Source organism: Agrobacterium sp. O3.4 (assembly GCF_041414895.1).
GTDB classification, from domain to species: Bacteria; Pseudomonadota; Alphaproteobacteria; order Rhizobiales; family Rhizobiaceae; genus Agrobacterium; species Agrobacterium cucumeris.
In genome coordinates this window covers 123624-148946 of record NZ_JALPZP010000007.1, presented here as the reverse complement: position 1 = coordinate 148946, position 25323 = coordinate 123624, and the positions used below count along the sequence as shown (strand labels likewise).

General features: G+C 59.9%; 21 protein-coding genes. 9 read left to right on the top strand and 12 right to left on the bottom strand.

Annotated elements, in window-relative coordinates; genetic code table 11:
- Positions 1-28 precede the first annotated feature (28 nt).
- The 4 genes from M0412_RS23180 to chrA all read left to right on the top strand — a co-directional run bounded on the left by M0412_RS23180 (position 29) and on the right by chrA (position 4698).
- The gene (locus M0412_RS23180; RefSeq protein WP_269702795.1) at positions 29-1897 is read left to right on the top strand and encodes a tyrosyl-tRNA deacylase; all 1869 of its coding nucleotides are present in this window, start codon (positions 29-31) and stop codon (positions 1895-1897) included.
- Between the two features lie 236 nt (positions 1898-2133).
- Entirely contained in the window at positions 2134-2676 is a 543-nt protein-coding gene (locus M0412_RS23175) for a hypothetical protein (RefSeq protein ID WP_269702797.1), read from the top strand.
- A 159-nt stretch (positions 2677-2835) separates the two neighbouring features.
- Positions 2836-3306, top strand: a complete 471-nt coding sequence (locus M0412_RS23170; protein WP_269702799.1) for a hypothetical protein — start codon at positions 2836-2838, stop codon at positions 3304-3306.
- A 162-nt stretch (positions 3307-3468) separates the two neighbouring features.
- Entirely contained in the window at positions 3469-4698 is a 1230-nt protein-coding gene (chrA, locus tag M0412_RS23165) for a chromate efflux transporter (protein ID WP_269702801.1), read from the top strand.
- A 6-nt stretch (positions 4699-4704) separates the two neighbouring features.
- Here chrA and M0412_RS23160 read toward each other — a convergent pair whose 3' ends face one another.
- On the bottom strand, positions 4705-5583 hold the full coding sequence (locus M0412_RS23160; RefSeq protein WP_269702804.1) for a LysR family transcriptional regulator: 879 nt from the start codon (positions 5581-5583) through the stop codon (positions 4705-4707).
- Between the two features lie 133 nt (positions 5584-5716).
- Here M0412_RS23160 and ampC point away from each other — a divergent pair, with 133 nt between their 5' ends.
- From ampC to M0412_RS23140, 4 genes are all read left to right on the top strand, one after another.
- On the top strand, positions 5717-6874 hold the full coding sequence (ampC, locus tag M0412_RS23155) for a class C beta-lactamase (protein ID WP_269702806.1): 1158 nt from the start codon (positions 5717-5719) through the stop codon (positions 6872-6874).
- A gap of 120 nt (positions 6875-6994) precedes the next feature.
- Positions 6995-8158, top strand: a complete 1164-nt coding sequence (locus M0412_RS23150) for an MFS transporter (RefSeq protein ID WP_269702808.1) — start codon at positions 6995-6997, stop codon at positions 8156-8158.
- A gap of 186 nt (positions 8159-8344) precedes the next feature.
- Complete coding sequence (locus tag M0412_RS23145; RefSeq protein WP_269702810.1) at positions 8345-9754, top strand: diguanylate cyclase domain-containing protein; 1410 nt, start codon at positions 8345-8347, stop codon at positions 9752-9754.
- A 196-nt stretch (positions 9755-9950) separates the two neighbouring features.
- Positions 9951-11279 carry a solute carrier family 23 protein gene (locus M0412_RS23140; RefSeq protein WP_269702812.1) on the top strand — a complete coding sequence of 443 codons (1329 nt, stop codon included), beginning with the start codon at positions 9951-9953 and terminating at the stop codon, positions 11277-11279.
- Here the strand turns inward: M0412_RS23140 and M0412_RS23135 are convergent.
- The gene (locus M0412_RS23135) at positions 11276-12124 is read right to left on the bottom strand and encodes a LysR family transcriptional regulator (protein ID WP_269702814.1); all 849 of its coding nucleotides are present in this window, start codon (positions 12122-12124) and stop codon (positions 11276-11278) included. The genes M0412_RS23140 and M0412_RS23135 overlap by 4 nt on opposite strands.
- 104 nt (positions 12125-12228) lie before the next feature.
- On the opposite strand from M0412_RS23135, the gene M0412_RS23130 reads away from it, so the two are divergent.
- Positions 12229-13563, top strand: a complete 1335-nt coding sequence (locus tag M0412_RS23130; RefSeq protein ID WP_269702816.1) for an aspartate aminotransferase family protein — start codon at positions 12229-12231, stop codon at positions 13561-13563.
- Between the two features lie 135 nt (positions 13564-13698).
- Here M0412_RS23130 and M0412_RS23125 read toward each other — a convergent pair whose 3' ends face one another.
- From M0412_RS23125 to M0412_RS23080, 10 genes are all read right to left on the bottom strand, one after another.
- Positions 13699-14658, bottom strand: a complete 960-nt coding sequence (locus M0412_RS23125) for a FecR family protein (RefSeq protein ID WP_269702818.1) — start codon at positions 14656-14658, stop codon at positions 13699-13701.
- Between the two features lie 59 nt (positions 14659-14717).
- Positions 14718-15260, bottom strand: coding sequence for an RNA polymerase sigma factor (locus M0412_RS23120; RefSeq protein ID WP_110760087.1), 543 nt, complete (start codon positions 15258-15260; stop codon positions 14718-14720).
- Between the two features lie 365 nt (positions 15261-15625).
- Positions 15626-16420, bottom strand: a complete 795-nt coding sequence (locus tag M0412_RS23115) for an ABC transporter ATP-binding protein (RefSeq protein ID WP_269702820.1) — start codon at positions 16418-16420, stop codon at positions 15626-15628.
- Entirely contained in the window at positions 16413-17387 is a 975-nt protein-coding gene (locus tag M0412_RS23110) for an iron ABC transporter permease (RefSeq protein ID WP_269702822.1), read from the bottom strand. Before M0412_RS23110 ends, M0412_RS23115 begins: the two co-directional genes overlap by 8 nt.
- Positions 17384-18397 carry a FecCD family ABC transporter permease gene (locus M0412_RS23105; RefSeq protein WP_371338338.1) on the bottom strand — a complete coding sequence of 338 codons (1014 nt, stop codon included), beginning with the start codon at positions 18395-18397 and terminating at the stop codon, positions 17384-17386. Before M0412_RS23105 ends, M0412_RS23110 begins: the two co-directional genes overlap by 4 nt.
- A 35-nt stretch (positions 18398-18432) precedes the next feature.
- Entirely contained in the window at positions 18433-19353 is a 921-nt protein-coding gene (locus M0412_RS23100; protein WP_269702826.1) for an iron-siderophore ABC transporter substrate-binding protein, read from the bottom strand.
- A gap of 54 nt (positions 19354-19407) precedes the next feature.
- A complete protein-coding gene (locus M0412_RS23095) occupies positions 19408-21840 on the bottom strand; it encodes a TonB-dependent receptor (RefSeq protein WP_269702827.1) in 2433 nt (810 codons plus the stop codon).
- Positions 21841-21974: 134 nt separating this feature from the next.
- Positions 21975-22859, bottom strand: coding sequence for a ferric iron reductase (locus M0412_RS23090; RefSeq protein WP_269702829.1), 885 nt, complete (start codon positions 22857-22859; stop codon positions 21975-21977).
- A 39-nt stretch (positions 22860-22898) separates the two neighbouring features.
- Positions 22899-23642: a thioesterase II family protein gene (locus M0412_RS23085; RefSeq protein WP_269702831.1), complete on the bottom strand. Its 744-nt coding sequence runs from the start codon at positions 23640-23642 to the stop codon at positions 22899-22901.
- Between the two features lie 14 nt (positions 23643-23656).
- A complete protein-coding gene (locus M0412_RS23080; protein WP_269702833.1) occupies positions 23657-25321 on the bottom strand; it encodes a condensation domain-containing protein in 1665 nt (554 codons plus the stop codon).
- Positions 25322-25323 lie beyond the last annotated feature (2 nt).

Genomic DNA, 25323 nt, shown 5'->3' with positions numbered 1-25323 from the left:
CGTAACAACCATCAACAGGAGCATGAAAATGAATAATGTCGTCAATCTCGAAAGCCGGGAAACCAAACTCAACAGCGCGATCGATGCCGATGTCGAAGCGATCGTGTCGAAGCCGGAATTCAGCCTTCCCAAGGCGGATACGGCGCTCGTCCGGTATTATGTTGATAAAATCCAGGGGACCTACGATGTCGAGCGCGCCAAGCGCGACACCGACAATGCGATCGACCTGCTCTACATCGCTTACAACACCACGCCGCAAGAGGAGGGCAAAATTCGCGGACGCATCAGCGCCATCATGGACAGCTTGATAACCGCGCAGCAGAGCAGTGAACGCACCATGAAACATGCGATGGATGTTGCCAATCGCATCCGCATTTCAGTCGACGACCTCTTCCCGGACTGGCTGGATGTCCGCGAGGGAAATGACCAGAGCGAGATCAAGGCCTTCGTCTCCAATGACCTGATAAAGCTCGCGAAAAATATCCGCGACAAGGCGTTGGAAGTGCGGGACGACCTGCTTGAGGTCGCCTCCACCTATGATGGCATCATCAAGGCAACGGCGCAGATCACCGATGCGAGCGAAATGGTCTTGAGCAAGCGTCTCGAAGACAAGGCGACCATGGAGCGGGAAATCCGCGAGGCCGATGCGCGGCGCCAGCAGCTGGAATCGCTTGTGAACGATCTGAAGGCACAGGTTGCGGAGTTCGAAAAGAAGGCCCGTGAATATGAAAAGCGGGCCAATACGGCAGAGGAGCGCGCCTTCATCATGTCGATCGTCCGGGTCGGCGCGCAGATGATTTCAAGCGCCATTCCCGCCATCGCCATGGTGGCGGGCGGTCCTGCCTCCATGCTGGCCTCGTCGGTCGGCGGCGCGCTTTCGGGACAGCCCAAGGGCGGCCAGGATGTGGACGGGCAGGGGCAGGGTGGCGGCTCCCGCACACCGACAACCGGCGGCGGAAAGGCGGATGGGGCCGCCACGCAGAGCAAGCTTTCCGAGCAGAAGGCCGAACTGCGTAAGAGCGAGGAAAAACGCGACACCTTGAAGACGGATATCAAGGCGCTGGAAGACAGCAGGTCGGCGCTGGCGAAAGATGCCGAGGGCACCGATCCGAAATCGAGCAAGGCCGTGGAACTTGCCGAACTTGATAAGCGTCTGACCGCGCGCGCCGCGGAACTGAAGACGCAGGAGGAGAAGATCGCAAGTCAGCAGACTCTGATTTCCAGTCTGCAGGCTTCACTCGACGCGCTCGACAAGGGGCTGGGCAAGCTCACCGACGAGCAGCAGCAACAGGCCGCAAGCCTGCGCGAAATGCAGATGAAGATGATCGACAAGGCGGAATCCTATGAGAACGAACGCCGTACCCAGGCCGCCGAACTCATAAAGATCAACGCTCTGCTGAAGGGAAAGCAGGCTGAGGACGATAAGATCAAGCTTGCGGTTCAATCCCTCAACGTCAGCATTACGGCGCTGAAACGCATGAAGGAAATCATTGAGGAAATCGCATTTTTCTTCAAAAGTTTCGCCGATTTCATGCAGGCCGTGGCCGACGATGCCGAGCACCAGATCAAGGCGATCGACAATGTGGCCGAGCTGGAGGTCATTCGCAAGAACCGTCTCGCCCAGCTCGTTCGCTCCGTCAACGAGTTCTTCGTCAGGCAGACCGCCCAATGGTATGCGGTCGGGACCGTCAGCGACAGGTTCAACCGCAGCTTTGCGGACGGATGGTCAAAGCTCAATAAGCTGCAGGGGACATACCTCACCGGCACCGGCCTGACGAACTATATGGCGGAAGCCTCGGAAAAGCTCTCGGCCATCGTCGCCGAACGCGAAGCCGCAGCGGATGCAAAAATTGCGTCGTTGCAGGCCTATCGTCAGGACCTGAACAAAAGCGCCTGACGCTTGTGTAACTGCCGCTCCTGTCCCGGCCCGGCAGGCAGCGTCTCCATGATCCCAGCCACTGGTCGTCCCCTTTGGTCTCGAGATCATGGGCAGTGTCCTGCCGGCACAATTGCCGGCAGGACGGGCAACAAGACCGAAACGTCAACACATCACCCGATGCAAGATCAACGACCGGCATCCGGACGCCATCGAAGTCCAACCCGTGCCGTGTCACTTTAAGGAAGGAGAATATCATGCCGACAGTCAACAACCCGCCGGTGCTGGTCGCTCAGGAAACCCCGGCCTGGTGCTTTGCCGCCGTGGAGCAGATGGTGCGGGCCTATCGTGAACTTGCCGCCACTACGCAATATGCTATCGCAAGACGCAATACCGCAGCGCTTGCGACCGTCGACCCGGAGGTTCAGGAGCGCTGGGAGCTGGCGCTTATTCTGGATCAATCCGCTGCCATCGATGAAATGGGCGGCGCCAATCCAGACAGCAATATCGTCAGGCTGGTTTCCAGCCAATGGAACGCCTTCGACCATGCAACGACCGGGGGTGGGTTCGTCGCCGATCTGACGCCGGAGATCGTGAGAGGCGAGATCGACAACAACCGCGTCTTCGTCATCGGCACACATATCCATTATTACGTCGTCTACGGCTATACCGATGCAGGCAAGGATCTCGAACTTCATATCCTCGATCCATGGCCGACAGGGCATGGCGGCAGCAGAACGCGCATTGGCCTGCAGGAATTCCTCGGCATGGCCGGCCACACCGCCATCACCTTCGGCTAAACCTGCGAGCAGAATGTCGGCTGCGCGCACAGGCGCGTAACGGCACCCCAACCTCTTGCCGGAGGCATTCCGGCACCCAGCAACCCTTCAAAACCATGCCAACCTGTCCTTACCATCAAAGGCCGGGAACAGCTGGCTCATGTCCAAAGGAGACACAATATGCCAATTCTCAGCGACTTCATGATCAAGCATATTCGCCCTTTCAGCGAGGACGGTTACAACACATTTGGCAACACCCAGACCATCGAGTTTCTCGCGGAGCTGGGACTCGACATGAACGACATCCTCAATATCCTCGCCGCATGGCGCAAGGCAGCCCTGGCTGATCCCGGGAAGGACGGCGATGTCTTCGCCGAGGCGGCAAATGCCGTTGCTCAGGCGCGGTGGGAGTCTCTCTACAAAACCGGAAAAAGCACGGTCATGTTTCTCGACGCCGTTCAGCTCGAATCCCTCAGCCATCTCGAGCCGGGGCCGGACAGTAATTTTACATGGAGACCCAAGACACCGATCGCGGTCGCGGTAACCATCCACAGGAAAAGCAAGCAGTATGAAATCACTCTGGGTGCGGCCGGTTTCTCCGGCGGCACCGATGAGCGGGGATGGATATCCCACTTTTCCGAATTGCTGTAGCGGTTGCTTATGACATCAGGACACGCCGGAAAGTCAGCGACTTTCCGGCGTCGACGTGACCGGCCCCTTCATATCCCTGTCGCAATAGTGTCTGATATCGACATTATTTTTTGAGGCCCATCTGTGTTGACGAATAGCCGTTGCACGCTCAGGGAGCTTTTCGTGAAGCCGTCAACGCAAGCAGTGCCAGCCGAAACCGACAGAAAACAAACCGGTACCCCTGGTGAAGTTTTCGCCGCCTTCCTGAAACTTGGCGTCACCTCTTTCGGTGGTCCCATCGCCCATCTCGGTTATTTTCGCGATGAGCTGGTCGTGCGGCGCAAATGGATCGACGAGGCCGGTTATGCCGATCTTGTGGCGCTCTGTCAGTTTCTTCCCGGCCCGGCCTCCAGCCAGGTGGGTTTTGCGCTCGGGCTTTTGAGGGCCGGGCCGCTCGGCGCTCTCATGGCATGGACGGCCTTTACCCTGCCATCCGCCGTCCTGCTTTTGCTGTTCGCCACCATTGCCGCTTCCATCGAAGGTCCGGTTGGCACCGGCCTGCTGCATGGCCTCAAGATCGTCGCCGTCGCCGTGGTGGCGCAGGCAGTCTGGGGCATGGCAAAAAGCCTTGCGCCGGATCGGCAGCGGGCCAGCATTGCGCTTTCCGGCATCGTTTGCGTGGTGTTTCTGGCTGGAGCCTTCGGGCAAATCCTGGCACTTGCCGTCGGTGCCGTTGCCGGGCTTGTCTTCTGTCGTAACGGTGCGGTGCGGGAAGCTGCCCATCTTCAGTTTCGGGTGCCAAAAAGCGTCGGATATATCGCACTCGCGGCCTTCATCCTGCTTCTCGGCCTGCTGCCGCTGCTTGCGGCGGTGGCGGGATCACAGGGACTCTCCTTGTTCGATGCGTTTTATCGTGCCGGCGCACTGGTCTTCGGCGGCGGGCATGTGGTTCTGCCGCTGCTGCAATCCGAAGTCGTCGCCACTGGCTGGGTGACGGAAGATGCATTTATCGCTGGCTATGGAGCGACACAGGCCGTTCCCGGCCCGCTATTCACTTTCGCCGCCTATCTCGGCGCGGTGGTGGGACCGCAGCCGAACGGCGTTTTCGGTGCGGCCATCGCCCTTGTCGCGATCTTCCTGCCGGGCATGCTGCTTCTCATCGGCGCGCTGCCCTTCTGGGAAGGGTTTCGCCGGCATCTTTTGGCGCAGGCGGCCATGCGGGGTGCAAATGCCGCCGTCGTCGGCATTCTCGGCGCCGCACTTTATGACCCGGTTTGGACCAGCGCCATCTTCACGTCCAAGGATTTCACGCTGGCGCTTGCGGGTTTCATCCTGTTGACGGTGTGGAAGGCCCCGCCATGGGTCGTGGTGGTGATCTGTGCTGCCGGCGGCGTTCTGCTGGCATTGCTGTAAGCCTTTTCAGGCAAAGTCGGCATGGGTCGACATCCAGTCCGAGAAGGCCTGCATGGCGGATGTCTGCGGTTTTGATTGCAGCCGGGTCAGCCAGTAGCTTCCAAGCGATATGGTGACGGGGAAGGGCTGGATGATTGCCCCGGACGCCAGATGCCGCGAAAACATCGATGGCGGCGCCAGCGCCACGCCCAGCCCCTGCAGTGCGGCCTCCATCATGCCGAGCGAGGTGTCGAAAACGATCCCGGCATTCACCTGCGCTGCCGGGGTCACGCCGGCGGCCGAAAACCATGTGCTCCATTCATCGGACCGGTAGCTGCGCAAAAGCGTCGCCTCGACAAGATCGGCCGGCGTTTTTAAAGTCTCCGCCAGCTTGGGCGTGCAGAGGGGTGAAAGCGGCGCATCGAAAAGCCGGAAGGCATCGGTGCCGTGCCATGAGCCCTGACCGAAACGAATGGCAAAATCCAGCCCTTCGGCCGCCATGTCCACCCGGTTATTGTTGGTGGAAACCCTGATATCGATGAAGGGATGCTGTTTTTGAAATTCCTGCAATCGCGGCAGGAGCCAGCCGACGGCAAAGGTGCCGACGACCCCCAGAAACAGCAATTCGCGCACCTGTCCGGCCTCGATCCTGTCGAGCGTAGTCGCCATCTGGTCGAAGGAACTGGTGACGGTGGGCAGAAGCGCTTCACCCTCGGCGGTGATTTTCAGCCCGCGTGGAAGCCGTTGAAACAGCGAGACGCCCAGCCGCTTTTCCAGCACCTTCACCTGCTGGCTCACTGCCGCCTGCGTGACGCAGAGTTCGATGGCTGCACGCGTGAAGCTGAGGTGTCTTGCCGATGCCTCGAAGGCCCGAAGACCGTTGAGGGGAAGAAATTGCCGAACCATTTGAGACCTAGATTTTCTTGTATCTCTTCCGAGATATCATGGTTTGTTCGTGCAATGTAGGGCAGCTAAAGCTCTTTCGCTGGGGGCGGCGCAAACGCCGGTCATCTACCTGAGGTTTTGGAGAATGCGAAAGATGAAACTCAATCACGGACATATCGCCCTTGCAGCACTGCTCTCGGCCGGCCTGTTCACACAGGCTTCTGCCGCCGATGAAGCGAAGCTGAAGGCGATAACGGATGCCGCGATAAAGCCGGTGATGCAGAAAAACGGCATTCCGGGTCTCGCCGTCGCCATCAGTATGAATGGCGAAAATCACGTCTTCACCTATGGCGTCATGTCCAAAAGCACCGGCCAGCCCGTCACGCCACAGACCTTGTTCGAGCTCGGCTCGATCAGCAAGACATTCACGGTCGCGCTCAGCACCTATGCCGAGATGAACGGCCAGCTGTCGCTGTCCGGCAAGGTCGCGGATTATCTTCCGTCGATGAAAGGCAAGCCGTTCGGCGATGTCGCGCTGATGCATCTCGGCACCCACACCGCAGGCGGATTCCCGCTGCAGGTGCCGGACAACATCAAGACAGAACAGCAGCTGCTCACCTATCTCAAGACCTGGAAACCCTCATACAAGGCCGGAACCCACCGCACCTATGCCAATCCCAGCATCGGAATGCTCGGTTATGTCACCGCAAAGGCCATGGGCCAGAGCTTTGATGACGCGATGCAAGGCACGCTGCTGCCCGGGCTGGGGCTGAAGAACACCTTCACCGTGGTGCCCAAGGCAAAGATGGCGGATTATGCCCAAGGCTATAAGAGAAATGGCGACCCGGCCCGCGTGACACCGGCCATCCTTTCTTCGGAGGCTTACGGCGTCAAATCATCGGCAAGCGACATGATCCGTTTCGTCAACGCCAATATGGGCCTTGAGACACTGGACGGAAAAATGCAGCAGGCGCTTCTCAACACCCACACGGGCTATTTCAGTGTCGGCGCGATGGTGCAGGACATGGTCTGGGAACAATATGCTTATCCCGTTGCCCTGAAGACGCTGGTGGACGCGAATTCCGGCGCCCTTTTGAAGACGGTTCCGGTCTCCGAAATCACCCCGCCGATGAAGCCGCGTCAGGACGTCCTCATCAACAAGACGGGCTCCACCAACGGTTTTGGGGCCTATGTGGCTTTCATACCAAAGCAGAAGCACGGCGTCGTTCTTCTGGCCAATAAAAACTATCCCAATGAGGATCGTGTCGCCCTGGCCTATGAGATTTTGACGGCGCTCGACAGGGCGGAGTGAGAAAACTTCGGCGCGGGAGTTCATCGCTCCCGCGTCGTCTGCGCTGACCGATCATCTTTGGGAACAGGAGCCTTGATTGCCTGTCATCAGAACATCACGCTTCGGCCTTAAGCGTCATTGATGCGCCGCCAATATGTTCTTCTCCTCATTGCCCTTACGCAGATTACCGGCTGGGGTTCGGTGGGAATCCTGCCGGTGCTTGCCGGTCCGGTCGCGGCGGAGTTTGCGACCTCCCTTCCATCGGTTTTTGTTGGAACCTCCGTCATGTTCGGGGCTATGGGACTTGCCGCGCCGTGGGTCGGTCGGGCGTTCCGCCGGTTTGGCGCGCGGCGGGTCATGGCGGCCGGCGCCGGCCTCATGGGATTAGGCCTCTCCCTGCTTGGCTTGTCTGTGAACCTCACGATGTTCTGGATGAGCTGGGCCCTGACAGGGCTTGCGGGGGCGATGTTCCTCACAACCTCCGCTTATGCCTATATTGCCGAATATGCCGAGGATCAGGCACGCAGCCTGATTGGGACACTTATGCTGGTGACCGGCCTCGCCGGCAGCATCTTCTGGCCAGTCACCACGTTCCTTGACCATGGGTTGGGGTGGCGCGCTGTTGTCCTCGTTTATGCCGGCACCATGACCATGGTTGTCTGCCCGCTGGTATTGTTCGGTTTGCCGGCTACACATCAAGCGGCTCCTGCGGCAGCGGGTCATGGCAACCGGAGAAAGGGACGGGTCTTCATGTTCCTGGTCGCTGCCATCGCCCTGAACAGCTTTGTCACCTTTGGCATTGATGCCATTGGCATACAGCTTTTGCAGGCGATGGGAATGGAACTTGCAAGCGCTGTCGCTGTCGCCTCGCTGCTTGGTGTTTTCAAGGTTGGCGGTCGCGTCATCGATCTCGTGTGCGGGCGAAGATGGGACGGATTGTCCACTGCGGTCGTATCGGGTGCGATGATCCCCGTGGGCCTTGTTGCGATATGGCTCGGAGGAGCGGGGTTTCTCGCCGTGGGTGGTTATCTCATGTTGTTCGGCGTCGGTAGCGGGGCTTTCGCGGTGGCGCGGGCAACCATGCCGCTGGTGTTTTTTGAAAAATCCGACTACGCGGCCGCGATGGCTACCATCGCACTGCCGATGAACCTTATCAATGCCCTGGCTCCCCCGGTTCTGGCGGCGTTGATGGGCGGTATCGGCCCGCAGGCGGTGTTTGCGGTGCACGGGATCATGAGCACGGCAGCATTCGCGGTTTTGTTGCAGCTGAACAATATGAGGGTGCGGCAAGCTGTGGCTGAGTAATGGCGTGGAAACGTCGATCACGACCGGCTACGCATCGCCGCGGAGGCGACAAGCCTCGTTCCCGCCGAAAGCGCCTGCCAGTGTCGGGAACCAAGTGTTAACCGACCCGCTTGAAATTCCCATTGCGGTAACCGCGGTGAAACGTGCCTTGTCGAAAATGACATCCGACAAATAATCGGACCATAGATGACGATGCGTTTCACCCAACTCAGGCTTGCCGGACCGGCCGCAGTGCTTATCGCCATATTGCTGGCAGGGCTGGCGGCCATTCCCTATTATGGTGTTGCGCGTCTCGATGCGGAGCTTCGCGAGCGGCAGGAAACCCTGGTAGGACGCAATATCTCCATATGGATTTCCGAAGTGGAGTTTGCGCTGACCGCATGGACGATCTGGGATGAATCCATCGCCAAGATCGACAATTCATTCGATCCGGAATGGACCGACCGGAACATCGGACGGTCGCTCATCGGCACTTCGCGTACACGTTTCGTCAGCATTCTCAACGGCGACGGCGATCTGATCTATTCGAAGACGGATGACGAGGTGTTGCAACGCCCGTTTTTTGCCCGCGGCGCGGATGTGGTTACGCAGGACGCGCATTCGCTTGTGGATGCCGTGCGCGAGAAGGAACGCGGCGAAAGGCCGGAGGGCATTCCGCAGCCGATCGCCTTCAGCAAGATCGAAGTGATCGGTGATGACGCCGTCCTTTTGACAGCCAGCCTCTTCCAGTCGGACTTCAGGACGGCGACACCCCGGGGTGAACGGGCGCCGGTGCTCATTTCCGCAATCCCCATCGGCGGCAGCCTGCAGGAATTTCTCGGAAACCGATTCCTTCTGGACGATGCTTCCGTCGGGCCGGCCGGCAGCGTTCCGGCAGACCGCGCAAGGGTGGAAATTGCCATGGGGCCGAATGGTCAGGCACAGGCGCTGTCCTGGCAACCGCTGACCCCGGCGCGGGATCTGCTCCGTCAGTCCATGCCGCTTGCCGTCACGGTTCTTGTCGTCCTCATAGCCGGTGGCATCTTCGCGGTGCGGATTTCCCGCCGTGCGGTTCATTCGCTTGTCGAGGCCGAAAGACAGATGCGACACGCAGCTACTCATGATTTCCTCACCGGGCTGGCCAACAGGTCGCTCGTCGCATCCGAATTCTCAAGGTTGTCGCAGCAGGGAGACCTGACTGTCGCCTGTCTTGATCTCGACGGTTTCAAGGCCATCAATGACAGCCACGGACACGCCGCCGGGGATGCCTTGCTCAAGGCGGTTGCCACCCGCCTTCGCGCTGCCTGTCACGACCGCGACGTGGTGTTCCGCTTGGGCGGTGACGAGTTTGCCGTGCTGATGCCCGCCATTTCCCTTGCCGAAGCCGAGATGCGCTGCCGGCAGCTGTGCCTACTTCTCTCCGAGCCCTATGTTGTCGATGACAGCATGATGATCATCGGTGCGTCCTTCGGGTTGAGCAGCGTCATCGGGGCGGAAACGTCCTGCGACGAGGCCTTCCGCTGCGCTGACGAAGCGCTTTACCGCGCCAAGGGTGAAGGGCGCGGCAAGGTGATGACATCGATCTGTGAGATTGAACCCGTTCGCCGGTTTGGCTGAACTGAGGGGTGGGTAACCCCTTGATGCCCGATGACAGCAGCCGGCAATCGCGCTACCGAAGACAGGATGCGCCGCCACCGATTCGGCCCGGAACGACGGTCGCATATCACATAAAGACAAATCTTTTATGCGGCTGCGATCTGCAACAGGGACGTTCGTCAAATCGCGCCGGCCGCTTTCTGGGGGACAGACGACGATGAGCGATACAGGTGGCTATTTTCCGCGCTGGCGACTGAAAACCGAAGGGCGCATCATGCCGGATGAGCGGTTGCCCGCCGGGCAGACCGCGGTTCTCGGTTTGCAGCATGTTGTCGCCATGTTCGGCTCCACGGTGCTTGCGCCACTGATCATGGGGTTCGATCCGAACGTCTCCATCCTGTTTTCGGGCATCTCGACGCTGATCTTCTTCATCGCCGTCGGTGGCCGCGTGCCGAGCTATCTCGGTTCGTCTTTCGCTTTCATCGGTCCCGTGCTGGTGGCAACCGGTGCCGCAGCCGGTGCGGCGAGCCCGAATATCGCGCTTGCCCTTGGCGGCATCATTGCCGCGGGCGTGCTTTATGCCCTGATCGGCGTTATCGTCATGATTGCCGGCCACAACTGGATTGAACGGCTGATGCCGCCGGTCCTGACCGGTGCCATCGTTGCGGCGATCGGTCTGGTGCTTGCGCCGATTGCCATAGCCAGCGCCTCCGGCACCGGCCCCGGCAATCCCGATGGCGACCAGCTGTCGCGCTGGATTGCGATTTTGACCGTCACATCCGTCGGTGCAATCGCGGTCTATGCGCCCGGCATGGCGCGGCGCCTGCCCATCCTTCTCGGTGGCGCCATTGCCTATATCGCCTATCTGGTGCTGGCCAACGGCTTCGGTCTCGGCAAGCCCGTGGATTTTTCAGGCGTTGCGGCCGCATCCTGGTTTGGACTGCCGACATTTACCACGCCGGTATTTTCTGCCTCGGCAATCGCGCTGATCGCGCCTGTCGTCGTCATTCTGGTGGCGGAAAATCTCGGGCATATCAAGGCGATCGGCGCGATGACCGGCCGCAATCTCGATCCCTATCTCGGCCGCGCCTTCATCGGTGATGGCATCGCCACCATCTTTTCCGGCGCGTTTGGCGGAACCGGGATGACGACCTATGCCGAAAACATGGGCGTCATGGCGATTACCCGCATTTTCTCGACGCTGGTTTTCATCGTTGCGGCGCTGGTTGCCATCATTCTCGGCTTCTCGCCGAAATTCGGCGCGCTGATCCAGACGATACCGGGGCCCGTCATCGGCGGCCTGTCCGTCGTGGTGTTCGGCCTGATCGCGGCGACCGCCGGGCGCATCTGGGTCGAGAACAAGGTCGATTTTTCCGAGCCGCGCAATCTCATCACCGTGGGTATCGCGCTGGTGCTGGGTGCCGGCAACTTCAAGCTGAATGTCGGCGGTTTCACGCTGGATGGTATCGGCACGGCGACGATCGGCGCCATTGTCTTTTATCATCTCCTCAGCCTCGGCGCTCCGGCCCAGGGGAAATCACGCTAGAGACTGAGGCCCGGAAGAACCGCACGAATGTGATCGCCAAGCGCCCTGGCCGCCGATGATGTCTGGGGATCGGAAAATGCGATGGCTATTCCGATCGTCGGCAGCGGCGGCAGGCCATCGCTGACGATATGAAGGTCGGGCGGAACGGCTGTTTTCGTCAGCACGCTGATGGCGTGGCCGGAGCGGGCGATGGCGATGAGGCCTGAAAGGCTGGTGCTGGCAAAGGCGACACGGTAGCGGCGATTGGCGCTTTCCATGGCATCGCAGGCCGCGCGGTGATCAAGCGTCGCCGGTGCCGAGAGCGCCAGCGGCAACACGTCCTTGGACAGCAGGTCGGGTTCCGGCCTGTCCGCCACCCAGACGAAACTCTCCCTGCGCAGAACCTCGGGATGATCAGGATCGGCCTGTGAGACCAGCGCCATGTCGATCTGCCGGCGGCGCAGCAGCGGATGCAGCTCTATGGTTGGCGCGCAGACCATCCGCAGGTCGACTTTCGGGTAGGTTGCGCAGAAGCCCCGCAGCAGTTCCGGCAGGAAGGCGATGGAATAGTCCTCCGGGCATCCAAGGCTGACGGTCCCCTGAAGGATAGCCTCGCTCATATCCGCAAGGATTTCATCGTGCCGGGCAAGCAGCGCATTGGCATGCGCAAGCAGTTTTTCTCCCGCGGCAGTCACCCGCACCCCGGAACCCGTTCGTTGCAGCAGGCTGTGGCCCACCTGCTCCTCAAGCCGCTGCATCTGCGTGCTGAGCGCCGATTGCGTGCGCCCGACCTGCATGGCGGCAACACTGATGGAGCCGGCGCGGGCGACGATGACGAAGTTCTTGAGAAGCGTAAGGTCGAGCATGGAGATATCAAAATTATCGATATCTGCTTCAGATACTATCAATTGGACTGCCTGCGCAAGGGCCTGTTACCGTTCTTCAGGATCACCTCTTTGGGGAACGTGTCATGGACAACATTTCGAAAAACGCCATTTCGCTGAACGATGAACCGGCCTTCTGGGCCGCCGCCAACAAACACCTGACCCGTTATGGGCCGGCCTTCGAAGACATCATCGTCGAACGCGCCGCGGGAAGTTTTGTTTATGATGCGGATGACCGCGCTATTCTCGATTTCACCTCCGGCCAGATGAGCGCCCTGATTGGGCACACCCACCCGGATATTGTCGCCACCGTCAACCGGCAGATGGCCTCGGTTGCGCATCTCTTCTCCGGCATGCTGTCGCGCCCCGTCGTCGAACTTGCGGCACGGCTGGCGGCGCTGGCGCCCGGTCTCGACCGTGTGCAATTGCTGACGACAGGGGCGGAATCCAATGAAGCGGCGATCCGCATGGCAAAGCTTGTCACCGGCGGCCACGAGGTCGTGGCGTTTGCCCAGAGCTGGCATGGCATGACCGGCGCTGCGGCATCGGCCACCTATAGTGCCGGCCGCAGGGGCTATGGCCCGGCAACAGCCGGTTCGCTGGTCATTCCGGCCCCGAATGCCTACCGCCCACGCTTCCGCAACCCGGATGGATCGAATGACTGGCAGGCCGAGCTTGACGATGCCTTCGAACTGATCGATCGCCAGTCGACCGGCAATCTCGCCGCCTTCATTGCCGAGCCTATCCTCTCAAGCGGCGGTATTCTCGAACTGCCGCTCGGTTATCTCGCCGCCCTGAAGAAGAAATGCGAGGAGCGCGGCATGCTGCTCATCCTCGACGAAGCCCAGACCGGCGTCGGCCGGACGGGGCACATGTTCGCCTACCAGCGCGATGGCGTGACGCCCGACATCATGACGCTCTCCAAGACGCTGGGCGCCGGCCTGCCGCTTGCAGCCGTGCTGACAAGCGCCGAGGTGGAGCAGAAAGCCTTCGAGAGGGGCTTCCTGTTTTATACGACGCATGTGTCCGATCCGCTGCCGGCGGCTGTCGGTGTGACGGTCCTCGATGTGGTGGCGCGTGACGGTCTGGTGGAACAGGCGATTGCCCGCGGAAAGCGCCTGAAGGACGGGCTTTTATCCTTGCAGCAGCGGTTCGAATGCGTCGGCGACGTGCGCGGTCGCGGGCTGCTGCTGGGGCTGGAAGTCGTGGCCAACAGGCATACGAAGGCTCCGGGTTTCGAACTCGGTGCGCGCATCATGCAGGAAGCGATGCTGCGCGGCATGAGCATGAATATCGTCAAGCTGCCCGGCATGGGCGGCGTTTTCCGCATCGCTCCGGCGCTGACCGTGTCGGATGCCGAAATCGATCTCGGGCTGGATATTCTGGCGGATTCCATCAAATACGCGCAGGCCGCGCGATAGGCAGTGATGCGCGCCTGACCGCCAGATTTCAGGCGAGCGGGCGGGGCGTGATCCACTTCTTTCAGAAGTGAACGCGATCCGATATCCCCACGGAAAAATCGGGGCTGCGGACAGTCCGCAGCCCGGCCAATCGGCTCAGGACGTTACGACGATGATGGGGCCAATCTTGTATGTCTGAACCTTGAGGGCGGTGCGCAGGAAGTTCAGCGCCCCCTCCGTATCGGTAACGAAGAGCGTGCCGCTGACGACCCGTCGAGCGGTCGCTTCGTCTCCTATGACGATGCGCCCGCGGAAATGCCGCTGTATTTCCTCGATAACATAGGAAAGCGGCACGTTGTCCACGGTGAGCTGGCCGCGACGCCAGGCGAGAGCGGTCGCGGCATCGGTTTTCCGGATCGTGCTTTCGCCTGTCTCGTTCAGGTGAAGCATTTCTTCACCTTCCGCGATTTTCACCGGGGTACTGCCCTCAGTCTTGAACTCTACCCTTACGGAATGTTCCGTTACGGCAACACGCGTGTCCGTCGCGCTTTGGCGAACATCGAAAGCCGTGCCGAGGGCTGTGACCAGCGTATCCTCGGTGCTGACGGAGAAGGGACGTTTTTCATCCGGAGCCACCTGGAAGAAGGCCTGCCCGCGCAGGAGCCGAACCGTCCTTCGACCGCTGGTGAAATCGAGTGCGATTGCCGACGATGCGTTTAACTGGACCCGCGAACCATCTTCCAGCGTGACTTCCGGCATTTCGCCGGCACCGGACATGACATCCGCGCTCAGACGCATGGGGCCATCCAGGGCGATGAAGAGTGCGCCGGCCGAAATGATTGCCACGATTGAAGAGATGATCGCGTTGCGCCCGCGTGGTGAGGTCTCAACCGGCATGTCACGAAGCCCGGCATCGGAGCGGATCGCAGTTCTCGCTTCGCCGAGAATGCGCTTCGCAGCCGTGTAGGCCCGACAGTTCTCCGGGTCCTGCTCCATCCAGCGACGGAACTCCGCCCGCTCCGTTTCGGGCTGCTCTGGGTCTCGGTTGCGAAAGACCCAGTCGGCCGCATCTCTGTTTCGCTTGCGCTGATCGCGCGTCAGACGTCTACGTTGCACGGAACGCTCCAATTATGCTCTCCAATGTGTAGACGAATGAACTGCGTGGATTGGGATGTTTACTCCATTTCGAAAAGGCGGTCGAGGCAATGGCTGAGCGCGCGCCTGAGGTGCCGGTCGACCATATTGCGTGAAATTTTCAGCTTTGCGGCAATCTGGTCCGGTGAGAGATGGTGCAGCCTGTGCAGCACGAATGCCGTCCGCCGTTTTTCGGGCAGGTCGGCAATGGCCTGTTTCAGGATCGCCAGCCGCGCCTCGACAGCCAGTCCCTGATCGGGAGCGCTGTCCATCGCGACGACTGCCCTTGCATCTTCATCGGAGCCGGAGAAAAGCCGGGACTCGAACTGCTCGCGTCTGATCCGGTCAATCCGCATATTGGATGCGGCGCGGCACAGAAATGCTTTTATCGACCGTTTGCCGGAGAGCGCGTCCGGCTGCAATGCCAGTTTTACGTAGAGATCGTGGACGATTTCCCGCGCGGCCCCGTCTGACCGGCTGCGTCCGCCCACTGCCTTGATGATGTCGCCGTAATGCTCGACGATCGCCCTGTTCAGCAGGTCGGTTCCGTCACTTTCATTGAGGCTGGCCGTCGACGTCCGCATCGCTTTCCTGATCCTCCGCAAGCTGCAATCTGCGACAACTGAAGGGGCGAACAAGGAGCGCAAACCGCAGCTCTCCAAGGCCTTCGTCCGACCCAAGTCATCATCCGGCAGCAGAGTTTTGACCCATCATCGCCGTGGAGGAATTTCTACTGGTGGGTAAAAAGCGATGCAAGTGCAATGATTTACGGTTTGTACCGAGAAAAAATCCTTCACCGCCAAAAAGAGGATATTTTTTATCATGTTTATGTCTGGATTCATTACATCTTTTGGCCTTACGGAGGAAGGCGTGGGGATGCGCGAGGCAGGATTGTAATTTACGAAAAAGCTAACCAATGTTGCGAGGCCGCCACAGGTCGCAGCTCGCCTCAGCTGCGGGATGGGACGGGGACACACATCGGCGTTCCCGAAAGCGGATCCGGCATGATGACGGCGTTGACGCCGAACACATCGAGAACATTCCTGTCGGTAATGACGGCGCTTGGCGTTCCGGCGTCAAATATCCTGCCATCCCTGATGAGAACAATCTCATCGGCGTAACGGGCAGCCTGATTGAGATCGTGGAGCACCGCGACGATGGTGCGACCCCGATCATGAACAAGCTGCCGGATCAGATCCAGTATCTCGATCTGGTGGGCGAGATCGAGGAACGTCGTCGGCTCATCGAGAAGAAGAATGTCCGTTTCCTGGGCGAGCGCCATGGCGATCCATGCGCGTTGTCGCTGGCCGCCTGACAGGGATTCCACCTGTCGGCCGGAGAGCGACGTCATGTTGGTCAGATCAAGGGCATGGGCGCAGGCATCCTCATCACGGCCGGACCATCGCTCGAAAAGCCTGCGATGCGGATAACGCCCCTGACGGACCAGCTCGGCGACCGTCAACCCTTCCGGGGCCTGCGGCCCCTGCGTGAGGACGCCAATCTGTTTTGCCCGTTCCCGCGATGGCATTTTGCGTGTCGGCCTGCCGTCGAGAAATATCTCTCCCTTCATCGGGGCGAGAAGCCCGGCAAGCGCGCGCAATATCGTGGATTTGCCGCAGCCGTTTTGGCCGACGAGAACGGTGAAGCGCCCGGATGGGATTTCCAGGTTCAGGTCGTCGACGATGACGGAGCCATTATATCCAAGGGAAAGCGCTCGTGTCGCGAGGCGATAGTGTTCAGACATGCCTGCGGCCCTTCAGAAGATAGGCAAAAAATGGAGCACCTAGCAGGGCCGTGACGATACCGGCCGGCAGCTGCGCCGGTGCGATGACCGTGCGGCCGACAATATCGGCGATCAACAGCAGAAGACCGCCCGTCAGCCCGGCAACGGGAATGAGGGCTCGATGGGAAGGGCCGGCGATCCGCCTTGCAATATGCGGGGCGATCAGTCCGACAAAACCCACCAGCCCGACCATGGCGACGGTCGCTCCCGATATCAACGTGCAGAGCAATATCAGGAATGCCCGCATGAGATTGACCCTCTGTCCCAAGCCCGTCGCCACATCGTCGCCGAAACGGATGAGATCCAGTTGCCGGCAGGAGAACCAGCTCAGGGCGAGCGGAGCCGCGAGCCAGATCAGTAGACTTTGGACCTTGCTCCAGTCGGCGCCGTAAACACTGCCCGAAAGCCAGATCATCGCCCGCTGAACATCAACGACATTGCCGAATGCGGTCAGAAAGCTGGTTCCCGCGCCGGCAAGCGCGCTTAAGCCGATGCCGACAAGGATGATCCGCAGAGAGGAGGTTCCGCGTTTCCAGGACAGGGCGTAAACCGCCGCCGCCATGGTGACGGCCCCCGCAAAGCCCGCCCACGGCAGAACGGCTGGTGAGACATCGGCAAAAACGATGATCACCACGCTTGCGAAAAGCGCTGCGCCGGCATTGATGCCGAGAACGCCGGGTTCCGCCAGGGGATTGCGCATGACGGTTTGCGAAATCGTCCCCGCAACGGCAAGGCCTGCCCCCGCAAGCAGGGCCAGGATCGCCCTCGATAACCGGAATTCGATGACGATCATCTGCAGGTCGGATGAGGCCCCGCCGATGACCGCATTGGCAACGTCACGCCAGGCAATCGATTGGTCGCCCCACATCATTGCAGCAACCACGGCCAGCAGGTTGAGAATGATCAGAACAGTTATCGCGCGTGTCACGGCTTGCCTGCCCCCGTGCGATAACGCGCCAGCCAGAGGAAAAACGGCGCTCCAATCAGCGCCATCGTGACGCCAACAGGAAAACTCTGGTTGGCGAGGATGATCCGTCCGGCGAGATCGGCGACGACCACCATGGTCGCTCCGATGACGGCGCTGAAGGGAACGACCCAGCGGTAATCGACGCTGATTGCCAGGCGCACGATGTGCGGCACAACGAGACCGACGAAGCCGACCGGTCCAGCAAGTGCGACGGCGCTGCCGGACAGGAGAATGACGACGACGACCGACAGGCTGCGCCAGAGGGCCGGGTTCTGGCCAAGCGCGGTGGCGACATCGGTTCCAAGGCTCAAGGTCGTCAGATGTCGGGCAAGGACAAGTGATCCGAACAGTCCGGCAAGCGAATAAGGCATGACGGTGATGACCTGATCCGTCGTCCGGCCGCTCAAGGAACCGACGGTCCACAGGCGTACCGCATCGAGTGTCGTCTGGTCGAAGATCAGAATTGCCGTGGTAAGCGAGGTGAGGAATGTTGCGACCACCGCCCCGGCCAGTACCATCGCCAGCGGGGTCGCGCCGATGCGGCCGACGGAACCGATGAAGAAAACGCACAGTGCTGCGAGTGCCGCACCGGCAAAAGCATACCAGACCTGCGCATTGCCACCCGAAGCGCCAAGGATCGTCAGGCTGGCGACGACCGCGAAGGCTGCACCGGCATTGATGCCAAGAAGACCCGGCGACGCGAGAGGGTTTCTTGTTACCGCCTGCATGATTGCGCCTGATACCGCAAGGCCGGCTCCGGCGATCATCGCCGCTGCAACGCGGGGCAGGCGCAGCAATGTCACGACGAGATGATCGCGCGAGCCGTCAAAGCGGAAGATTGCAGACAGCACCGTTGACGGCGACATGGGGTTTGGCCCGGCCGTTATGGCCACGACCGCAGAAACCAGCAGGCATGCGATTGCAAGAATGAGCAGTGCCGCACAGGAAAACTCTGCACGGCGGAAATGAATCGGTGTGTCTGCTCCTGACGGTCTGCGAAACGGTATCACGGTTTGCCCGGCAGATATTGTTCGATGTCATCGAGAACCCGGTTTGCGGAGCCGATGCCGTTGAAGCCCATCCATGTTTCGCGTGTGACCCGGTGAGCGTTTCCAGAGGCGACCGCCGGCAACATTTGCCAGAACGGGTTGCTGGTCGTGCGTGCGGCAAGCGCATCGTCCTGGTTCGCGTCATATCCGGCGGCAACGACGTAAAGGAGGATGTCGCCGTCGAGAAGGGCGAGGTCTTCCCATTCCGGCCGCTTGAAGACGGTATTATCCTGCGTCGTTTCGTAGGCGCTTCGCTTGACGCCCGCATCACGCAGAACCGCATAGGGCGCATAGGCGGCCGGGCCGTCGAGATAGAGATGAAAGCCGCTGGGTGTTACCCGCAGAACCGACATCGTGCGGGAGCCTGTCTTGTTTCTGATGGCGACGACCCGTTGTTCGTAGCCCGCCAGCATTCGGGTCGCATCGTCGCTTTTTCCGGTAATCATCGCCAGGGTGCTGAAATGTTCCTTCCAGTCCTTTGCGTCGATGAGGGCGGTCGGCGCGATCTTGGCGAAGTTCTGGTAGGATTGGCCATGCAGCGTTGCGTCGCCGATGATGAGATCGGGTTTCAGGGCGACGATGCGCTCCAGGCTCGGCTGACGCGCGTCGCCGATATCGGAGACGGAGGCTTCCTCGGCCTTTTTCTTCAGGTCGCGGTCCTGAACGGTCAAAAGCGGCGCGCCGACCAGCGGCAGGCCCAGCTCTAGCGCCATTCCCAGATTGTAGAACGGATCAAGCGCGACGATCCTGCGTGGTGCATCCGGCACACAGAGGGGGGCGTCATAAACCCCTGATGTAACCGACTTGCCCGGACATTGCGCCGAGGCACCGGAGGCAAAAAGCCCGATCAGCAAGATGACAAACGATCGCAGGATCATTCTTTACTCCAGAAATGGAAACCTGCGCGGCGTGGAAGCCGCGCAGGAAATGGATCAGAATTTGACCTTCAGGTTCAGACCGACGCTGCGGCGCTCGCCGAGCGTGGCGGCGACATCATTGTCGTTGTAGACAAAATATTCCTCGTCCAGAAGGTTTTGTGCGAAGGCGTTGAGTTCCCACCGCTCGGTCTTGTAGCCGGCCTGCAGGTTCACGATCCAGCGGCTGTCGAGATAGTCGTGCGGCAGGCTGCCCAGCCGTGCCAGATAGCTCGACGTATATTTCGCGTCCGCGCCGACATAGACGCCATTATCGAAGGTGTAGCGGGCGCCAAGGCCGAGTGACCACTCAGGCGCTTCCGGGAAGGGCAGGCCGGACAGATTGCCGTAGGCAAGGTCGTTGAAGTCCTTGAACTCGGTATGGACATAACCGAGCGAGGCGAAGGTCTCGAGATTGTCGGTTACCTTGAACGATGGCTCGAACTCGAAGCCCCATGCTTCCGACGATGCGGCATTGATGATGCGGCGGGTCGTTGCGTCCGTGGGATCGAGCTGCATCTGGACCTGCTGGTCCGAATATTTGGTGTAGAAGATGTTGGAGTTCAGGGTCAGCCGGTCGTCCAGGAATGTTCCCTTGTAGAAGAGTTCATAGGTGGAGGCCGTTTCGGGTTCGTAGGTGTAGGAAGTGCGCCGGAAGGAATCGTAGCTCGCGCCGCCTGTCCGGAACCCCTGGGAATAGGTAACCCCGACAGTCTGGGTGTCGGTCAGTTCCTTCGACAGACCGATTTTAGGCACGAAGTTGGTTTCGTGGAAGGATGCCGCATAGTCCGTCAGAACCGTGCGGGTGCCGCCAAGCGGCTGCGTCCGCAGAAGATACTGGGTTATGTCCTGATCCGTATAGTCCAGGCGTCCGCCAAGGGTGATTTTCCAGGTCGGAATGAATTCATATGTCGCCTCGCCGAACAGGGCGGCATTGAACGATTTCTGTGTGTTGCGCTGGAACTGGTTGCGGTTGACGGTGGCGCTTAGCGGAATGGTACGGTCGTAGAAATTCTTCTCGTCTTCATAGGAGAAATAGACGCCGCCGACCCAGTCCCATCTGTCGCCTTCATAGTTGAGGCGCAGCTCCTGCGAGGCGATAAATTCCTTGTAGTATCCATGATAGGTGTTGATTTCGCCCGCAGTCCCATAGTTGGGCGAGAAGCGGTCGGTGTCGGAATAGCTGAAGGTTGAAAGGGAGGTCAGCTTCAACTCGTCTGAAAAATCATGCGTGATTTCCAGTCCGACATTATGCACTTCGGTCGGGCGATATTCTATGTAGGCAGGGATTTGATAATCGCCGCGTTTCTCATCGAAACGGAAGCGCGACGCGCCTGCCGGGCCGCCAATGTCGCGGACATAGGGGTCGTCATGGGAGAATGAGTAACTGAAGAGGGCGCGCGTTTCTGGCATTTCCGCCGGTTCGAACAGCACCTTGCCGCGGATCTGGTAATAGAGATCGTGCGTGAAATCGTTATATCGATCGTAACCCACGAAGGTCGGATAGTTGATGTCGTTTTCGCTTCTCTGGATTTCGCCGGAGATGCGAACGGCAAGCTGGTCGTCCATCAGCGGCGTATTGACCATGAATGCGGTGCCGTAGAGATTGCCGGTGCCGATCGTGGCCGAAACCTCGGCTTCCTTCTCGAAGGTCGGATCCTTGGTCTTGATGTAGACTGCACCGGCCATGGCGGCGCGTCCCGAAAGGGTCGACTGCGGGCCACGATAGATCTCGACCTGCTCGACGTCGAACAATCCGCGCGCGCCACGCCGTGCGCCGCGCACCGTCTGCTGAACGCCATCGACGTAAAGCGACGCCAGCGGCGCTCCGCCGGGAACCAGGCCTTCCGAATTGACGCCACGAATGATGAAGCCGCCATCCACCCAGTCGGCATCCATCACGTTCGCCATGCGCCGGAAGCTGTCGCGAAAACTGTGTATCTGCCCATCGGCAATTTCCTGCGCGGTGACGATACCTATGCTCGAAGACGTGCTGGCCAGCGTCGTGGCATTGCGGGCGCCGTAAATCGTGATCGCCTGCAGCACCGTCGTGCCGTCGCTGCCGACCGCATCGGTATTATTTGCGGCAACGCTGAGGACGATCTGATTTTGACCGGCGAAACGCGACTGGACGCCGGTGCCGGCAAGCACTGCGTCAAGCGCCTGGGACGGCGTCAGATTGCCGGAGGCACCGCGGGACCTTTTGCCATTGGCAACCGATCCGTCAAACATGATCTGCAGGCCGGTTTGTGTGGCAAGCTGATTGAGGGCGGAGGTGAGCGGCCCTGCGGCAATCGAAATCTGTCGTGGCGAGGCGCTTGCCTGACCGGTGCCCTGCGCTGCGGCCGGCACATGCATGGCCAGAGCAGAAACCGAAGTTGCGAGCAGCATCGCCACCCATCCAGCCAGACCGGTTCGAGCCGTTCTGCCGTTAATTCCCTTGCATTCCATTGAAGCCCCCGCTCCCGCGCGCTCGATAAGCTATTCAGACAAAAGGCGGCAATATCCGCCCACTCATGCTGAAGACGAACAGGGAAGGGGCTATGGGACTCTCAAGTCGAAATAAATTTATGAAAATAATAATTCTACTTCAGGCAGAAATGGGCGCGCATTTCCTGCAGCAGACAGGCGTCCCGTTCATCGCTGGACTTCAATACGCAGGTCGGGCACTTTTCCGCACCCTCAACGGTATAGTACCGGCAGCATCCGCCCCGCGCGCGAAACGTGTAGGTGAATGGTTCCTTCAATGCGCTGTCATGCAGGGTAAGGTCGAAATACCCCAGCTGACGGTTGTTCAGCGGCGATCCCTGTACCTTGACGATCGCCATTGCCGTCGACAGCGCATCGGCGAGACAGCCGAACCGTCTTCCGACGTCAAGAAATCTGCCGGCGATGGCGTCTCCCACCAGCCGCCACTGCGCATTCTTCGAAAAGCCGGTTCTTTTTGCCAATGCTTCCACCAGCGGATGGAAATGTTGCTCGACGCCCATCCTGAAATGCTCGCAGAGGCCTGCGTGGTCCGTGACCGTCGAATGCGGCCCGTCATCCCGATCCGCAAAAATCTGCGGTGACAACAGCCTCACGCGGGCCCGCCGCACCGTCATCGGCTCTCCATCATGCTCGCCATGATGGGTATAGAACTGCAGCGAAAAGGCATCAGGCGACATATCAGGCACGATGCCGCGGCCAACCAGCAACGGAACGGTGGCCATGAAGAAGATGTAGCAATAGTCGCTCATCAGAAATGCGGCGCGGCTTTTGAGGTCGACGCCGGGATCGAACGACCCTTCATAATCCAGGAATTCCTGCAATGCCAAAGGGCTGGAAAACAGCTCGGCAGCGGTTGTCCAGCCGGGAAGCATCGCGCCGGTGCTGCACGGCACTTCGGGCCACATGGACTGCTGGAGAACGGTCGCTTCCGTCAGAATATCGCTGGCTTCGGGGACGCCGGCAGTTTCATGATGTCTCATTGTCTGCCGCATCCGTCAGATTCGCATCTCAAATCAGGCTCATGCCTCTCTCGCTGAAACAGCCCCTGCCTGCATCACATCGGTTTGCCACAGCTGGCCCAGTCTGCCGATGAAGTGCGCAAACGCTTGCGGAGCAAGCATATGCGACCCTTCGATCCGATGCATGGTGACATCCTGACCGATACAGCTTTCCCACGCACGCGCCGCATTCCAGCTGACCAGATGGTCGGCATCGGCCACGAATACATGTACCGGAAGCGTAACAGGGACATGCGGGGGCGTAAATTCATAAGTCTCGCAAATACGAAAATCGTTGCGCAGAACGGGTTCGAACAGAGCCATCGCCTCGGTGTCGCGTAATATCTCGTCCGGCGTACCGCCGATTTCGACCAGCGACTGGTGAAAATCCTCGCGCGTCATGACGTGAATGGGCTCACGCCCTTCGAGAACACGGTCGGGCGCGTTCGAGCCCAGAACGTAGAGTGCTTCCGGGAGCGGCAGGCCCCGGATGGAGAGGTGCCGGAGCAGCTCATAGGCCACCACAGCGCCCATGGAGTAACCGAACAGGGCATAGGGAGCATGAAGCAGCCCGGAGATTTCGTGTCCCACATGTTCCGCAAGGCTCTGGATATCGCGCGGCAGCGGCTTGGTGAAATGCGCTTCGCGACCCGGCAGGGCGACTGGGGTGACGTTAAAAACGCTCTCAGAATGAACCCATGACCGGAACAGGCTCGGGCCGGCACCGGCTGGCGGAAGGCAGATCAACCTGGGACGAACTGTCATTGTGTGTCCTTGTATCATATTTCAATCGCATTGTGTTCGCCCACGGGCGCGGCGGTTGCTTTCAGCGCGTCGATGAATGCTGCAAATGCCGCAAGGACCGGACGGTCGAACAGGACTTTTACGGGAAAATTGATCGCAAATTCTCGCCGCACCCGGTTGACGACCCGGGCAGCCAGAAGCGAATGGCCACCGAGGTCGAAGAAATTATCGCTATTGCGCTCGGCCTCGACTTTGAGAACCTCTGCCCATATCCGGGCGATCCTTTCTTCCGTTTCCGTCCAGGCGGTAGCGGAAGGGGGTTGATCATTGCGTGTTTCCGCCGAAGGCTGCGCAGGCCTGTCGATACGCACCGGCCTTGCATCCGTATCGGATACGTGCGGAACCGTTGGAGTGCCGCTGGCCATCTCGCCGATTGTCGCCCCCAGCTCATTCAGGAAAGCCTCTACCTCCTGCACGGCAATGCTGCGCCTGTCGTATCGGGCGGAAATCGCGATCTTCGTGGCGTCGGCAGCGGCAAACAGGGTGAGGGGATAATGGGTCCATTCATCGACGTCGACGCCGGTCACGGCGAATGTCGCTTCCGCCGATATGTCTCGGGGCACGGGATAGTTTTCAAAGACCAGCAGGCAGTCGAAAAGATCGCCCCGCCCGGCCTGTATCTCGCGCAACGGCAGATAGTCATGCTCCGCACAGGCGGACTGGCGTTTCTGCAATGTCTGCAGCCATGGGGCAAGGTTGCCATTTTCAACGTCGATGCACACCGGCAACGTGTTGATGAACAGGCCGACCATGTGTTCCACACCCTGTAGTTCTGGTGGACGCCCGGCCGTTGTCGCACCGAAGACGACATGTCTGTTGCCGGTTTTTCGGGCCATGACGATGGCAAGTGCGGCCTGCAGCAGGGTATTGGGGGTAATCCCCATGTCCCTGCACAGTTTTGCCGCCTGCGTGGAGACTGCGGGATCGCAGGTGAGGTTATGACTGGAGAAATCCGCCTCGCCGCCGGTAGCGTCGCGGGTAATCCTGCACGGTCCGTCGATCCTGGCAGTGTAGTCCGTCCAGAAAGCACGCGTCGCTTCACGTTTCCTGCTTTTCAGCCAGGCAATATAATCCACATAGGGCCGTGGTGCGGGTAGCGGCGGACGTGATGAGCCGCACCGTCTCTGATAGGTCCTGAAGGCGTCTTCGACGATGCGGCCCGCCGACCATCCGTCGAGAATAATGTGATGATACTGAAGTACCAGCCGCGAATTTTCCCCGCCATAGTCGATCCATTGCAGGCGGACCAGCGGAGCGGTCTTCAGATCGAAAGCCTGCCGCCGGTTGGTGGACAGAAGCGCGCCGAGGCGTCTTTGCTGCTCCTCTACATCAAGACTGGACCAATCCAGTTGCGACAAGGCAAGGCTGGCATCGCTGTGGACCACCTGAAAGGGTTCGTCTCTTTCTTCCCAGTGAAATGTAGTGCGCAAAACGGCATGGCGCGACACCATCTCGCTCCAGCAATCATGCATGATTTGCGGATCGATCGCGCCTCTCAGTTGCAGGACGATCTGCGGCACGTAGACGCCTTCGTCAGGCGTGGCGATGGAGTGGAACAGCAATCCTTCCTGCATCGGTGACAGCGGATAGATGTTTTCGATAGCCGGGCGGCGGCGGCTTTCAAGCGGGCGATTGTCCATTG

Coding starts and splice junctions, on each gene's coding strand:
- M0412_RS23180 (WP_269702795.1), top strand. CDS start 29: ATGAATAATGTCGTCAATCTCGAAAGCCGGGAAACCAAACTCAACAGC.
- M0412_RS23175 (WP_269702797.1), top strand. CDS start 2,134: ATGCCGACAGTCAACAACCCGCCGGTGCTGGTCGCTCAGGAAACCCCG.
- M0412_RS23170 (WP_269702799.1), top strand. CDS start 2,836: ATGCCAATTCTCAGCGACTTCATGATCAAGCATATTCGCCCTTTCAGC.
- M0412_RS23160 (WP_269702804.1), bottom strand. CDS start 5,583: ATGGTTCGGCAATTTCTTCCCCTCAACGGTCTTCGGGCCTTCGAGGCA.
- ampC (WP_269702806.1), top strand. CDS start 5,717: ATGAAACTCAATCACGGACATATCGCCCTTGCAGCACTGCTCTCGGCC.
- M0412_RS23150 (WP_269702808.1), top strand. CDS start 6,995: ATGCGCCGCCAATATGTTCTTCTCCTCATTGCCCTTACGCAGATTACC.
- M0412_RS23145 (WP_269702810.1), top strand. CDS start 8,345: ATGACGATGCGTTTCACCCAACTCAGGCTTGCCGGACCGGCCGCAGTG.
- M0412_RS23140 (WP_269702812.1), top strand. CDS start 9,951: ATGAGCGATACAGGTGGCTATTTTCCGCGCTGGCGACTGAAAACCGAA.
- M0412_RS23135 (WP_269702814.1), bottom strand. CDS start 12,124: ATGCTCGACCTTACGCTTCTCAAGAACTTCGTCATCGTCGCCCGCGCC.
- M0412_RS23130 (WP_269702816.1), top strand. CDS start 12,229: ATGGACAACATTTCGAAAAACGCCATTTCGCTGAACGATGAACCGGCC.
- M0412_RS23120 (WP_110760087.1), bottom strand. CDS start 15,260: ATGCGGACGTCGACGGCCAGCCTCAATGAAAGTGACGGAACCGACCTG.
- M0412_RS23115 (WP_269702820.1), bottom strand. CDS start 16,420: ATGTCTGAACACTATCGCCTCGCGACACGAGCGCTTTCCCTTGGATAT.
- M0412_RS23100 (WP_269702826.1), bottom strand. CDS start 19,353: ATGATCCTGCGATCGTTTGTCATCTTGCTGATCGGGCTTTTTGCCTCC.
- M0412_RS23095 (WP_269702827.1), bottom strand. CDS start 21,840: ATGGAATGCAAGGGAATTAACGGCAGAACGGCTCGAACCGGTCTGGCT.
- M0412_RS23090 (WP_269702829.1), bottom strand. CDS start 22,859: ATGAGACATCATGAAACTGCCGGCGTCCCCGAAGCCAGCGATATTCTG.
- M0412_RS23085 (WP_269702831.1), bottom strand. CDS start 23,642: ATGACAGTTCGTCCCAGGTTGATCTGCCTTCCGCCAGCCGGTGCCGGC.
- M0412_RS23080 (WP_269702833.1), bottom strand. CDS start 25,321: ATGGACAATCGCCCGCTTGAAAGCCGCCGCCGCCCGGCTATCGAAAAC.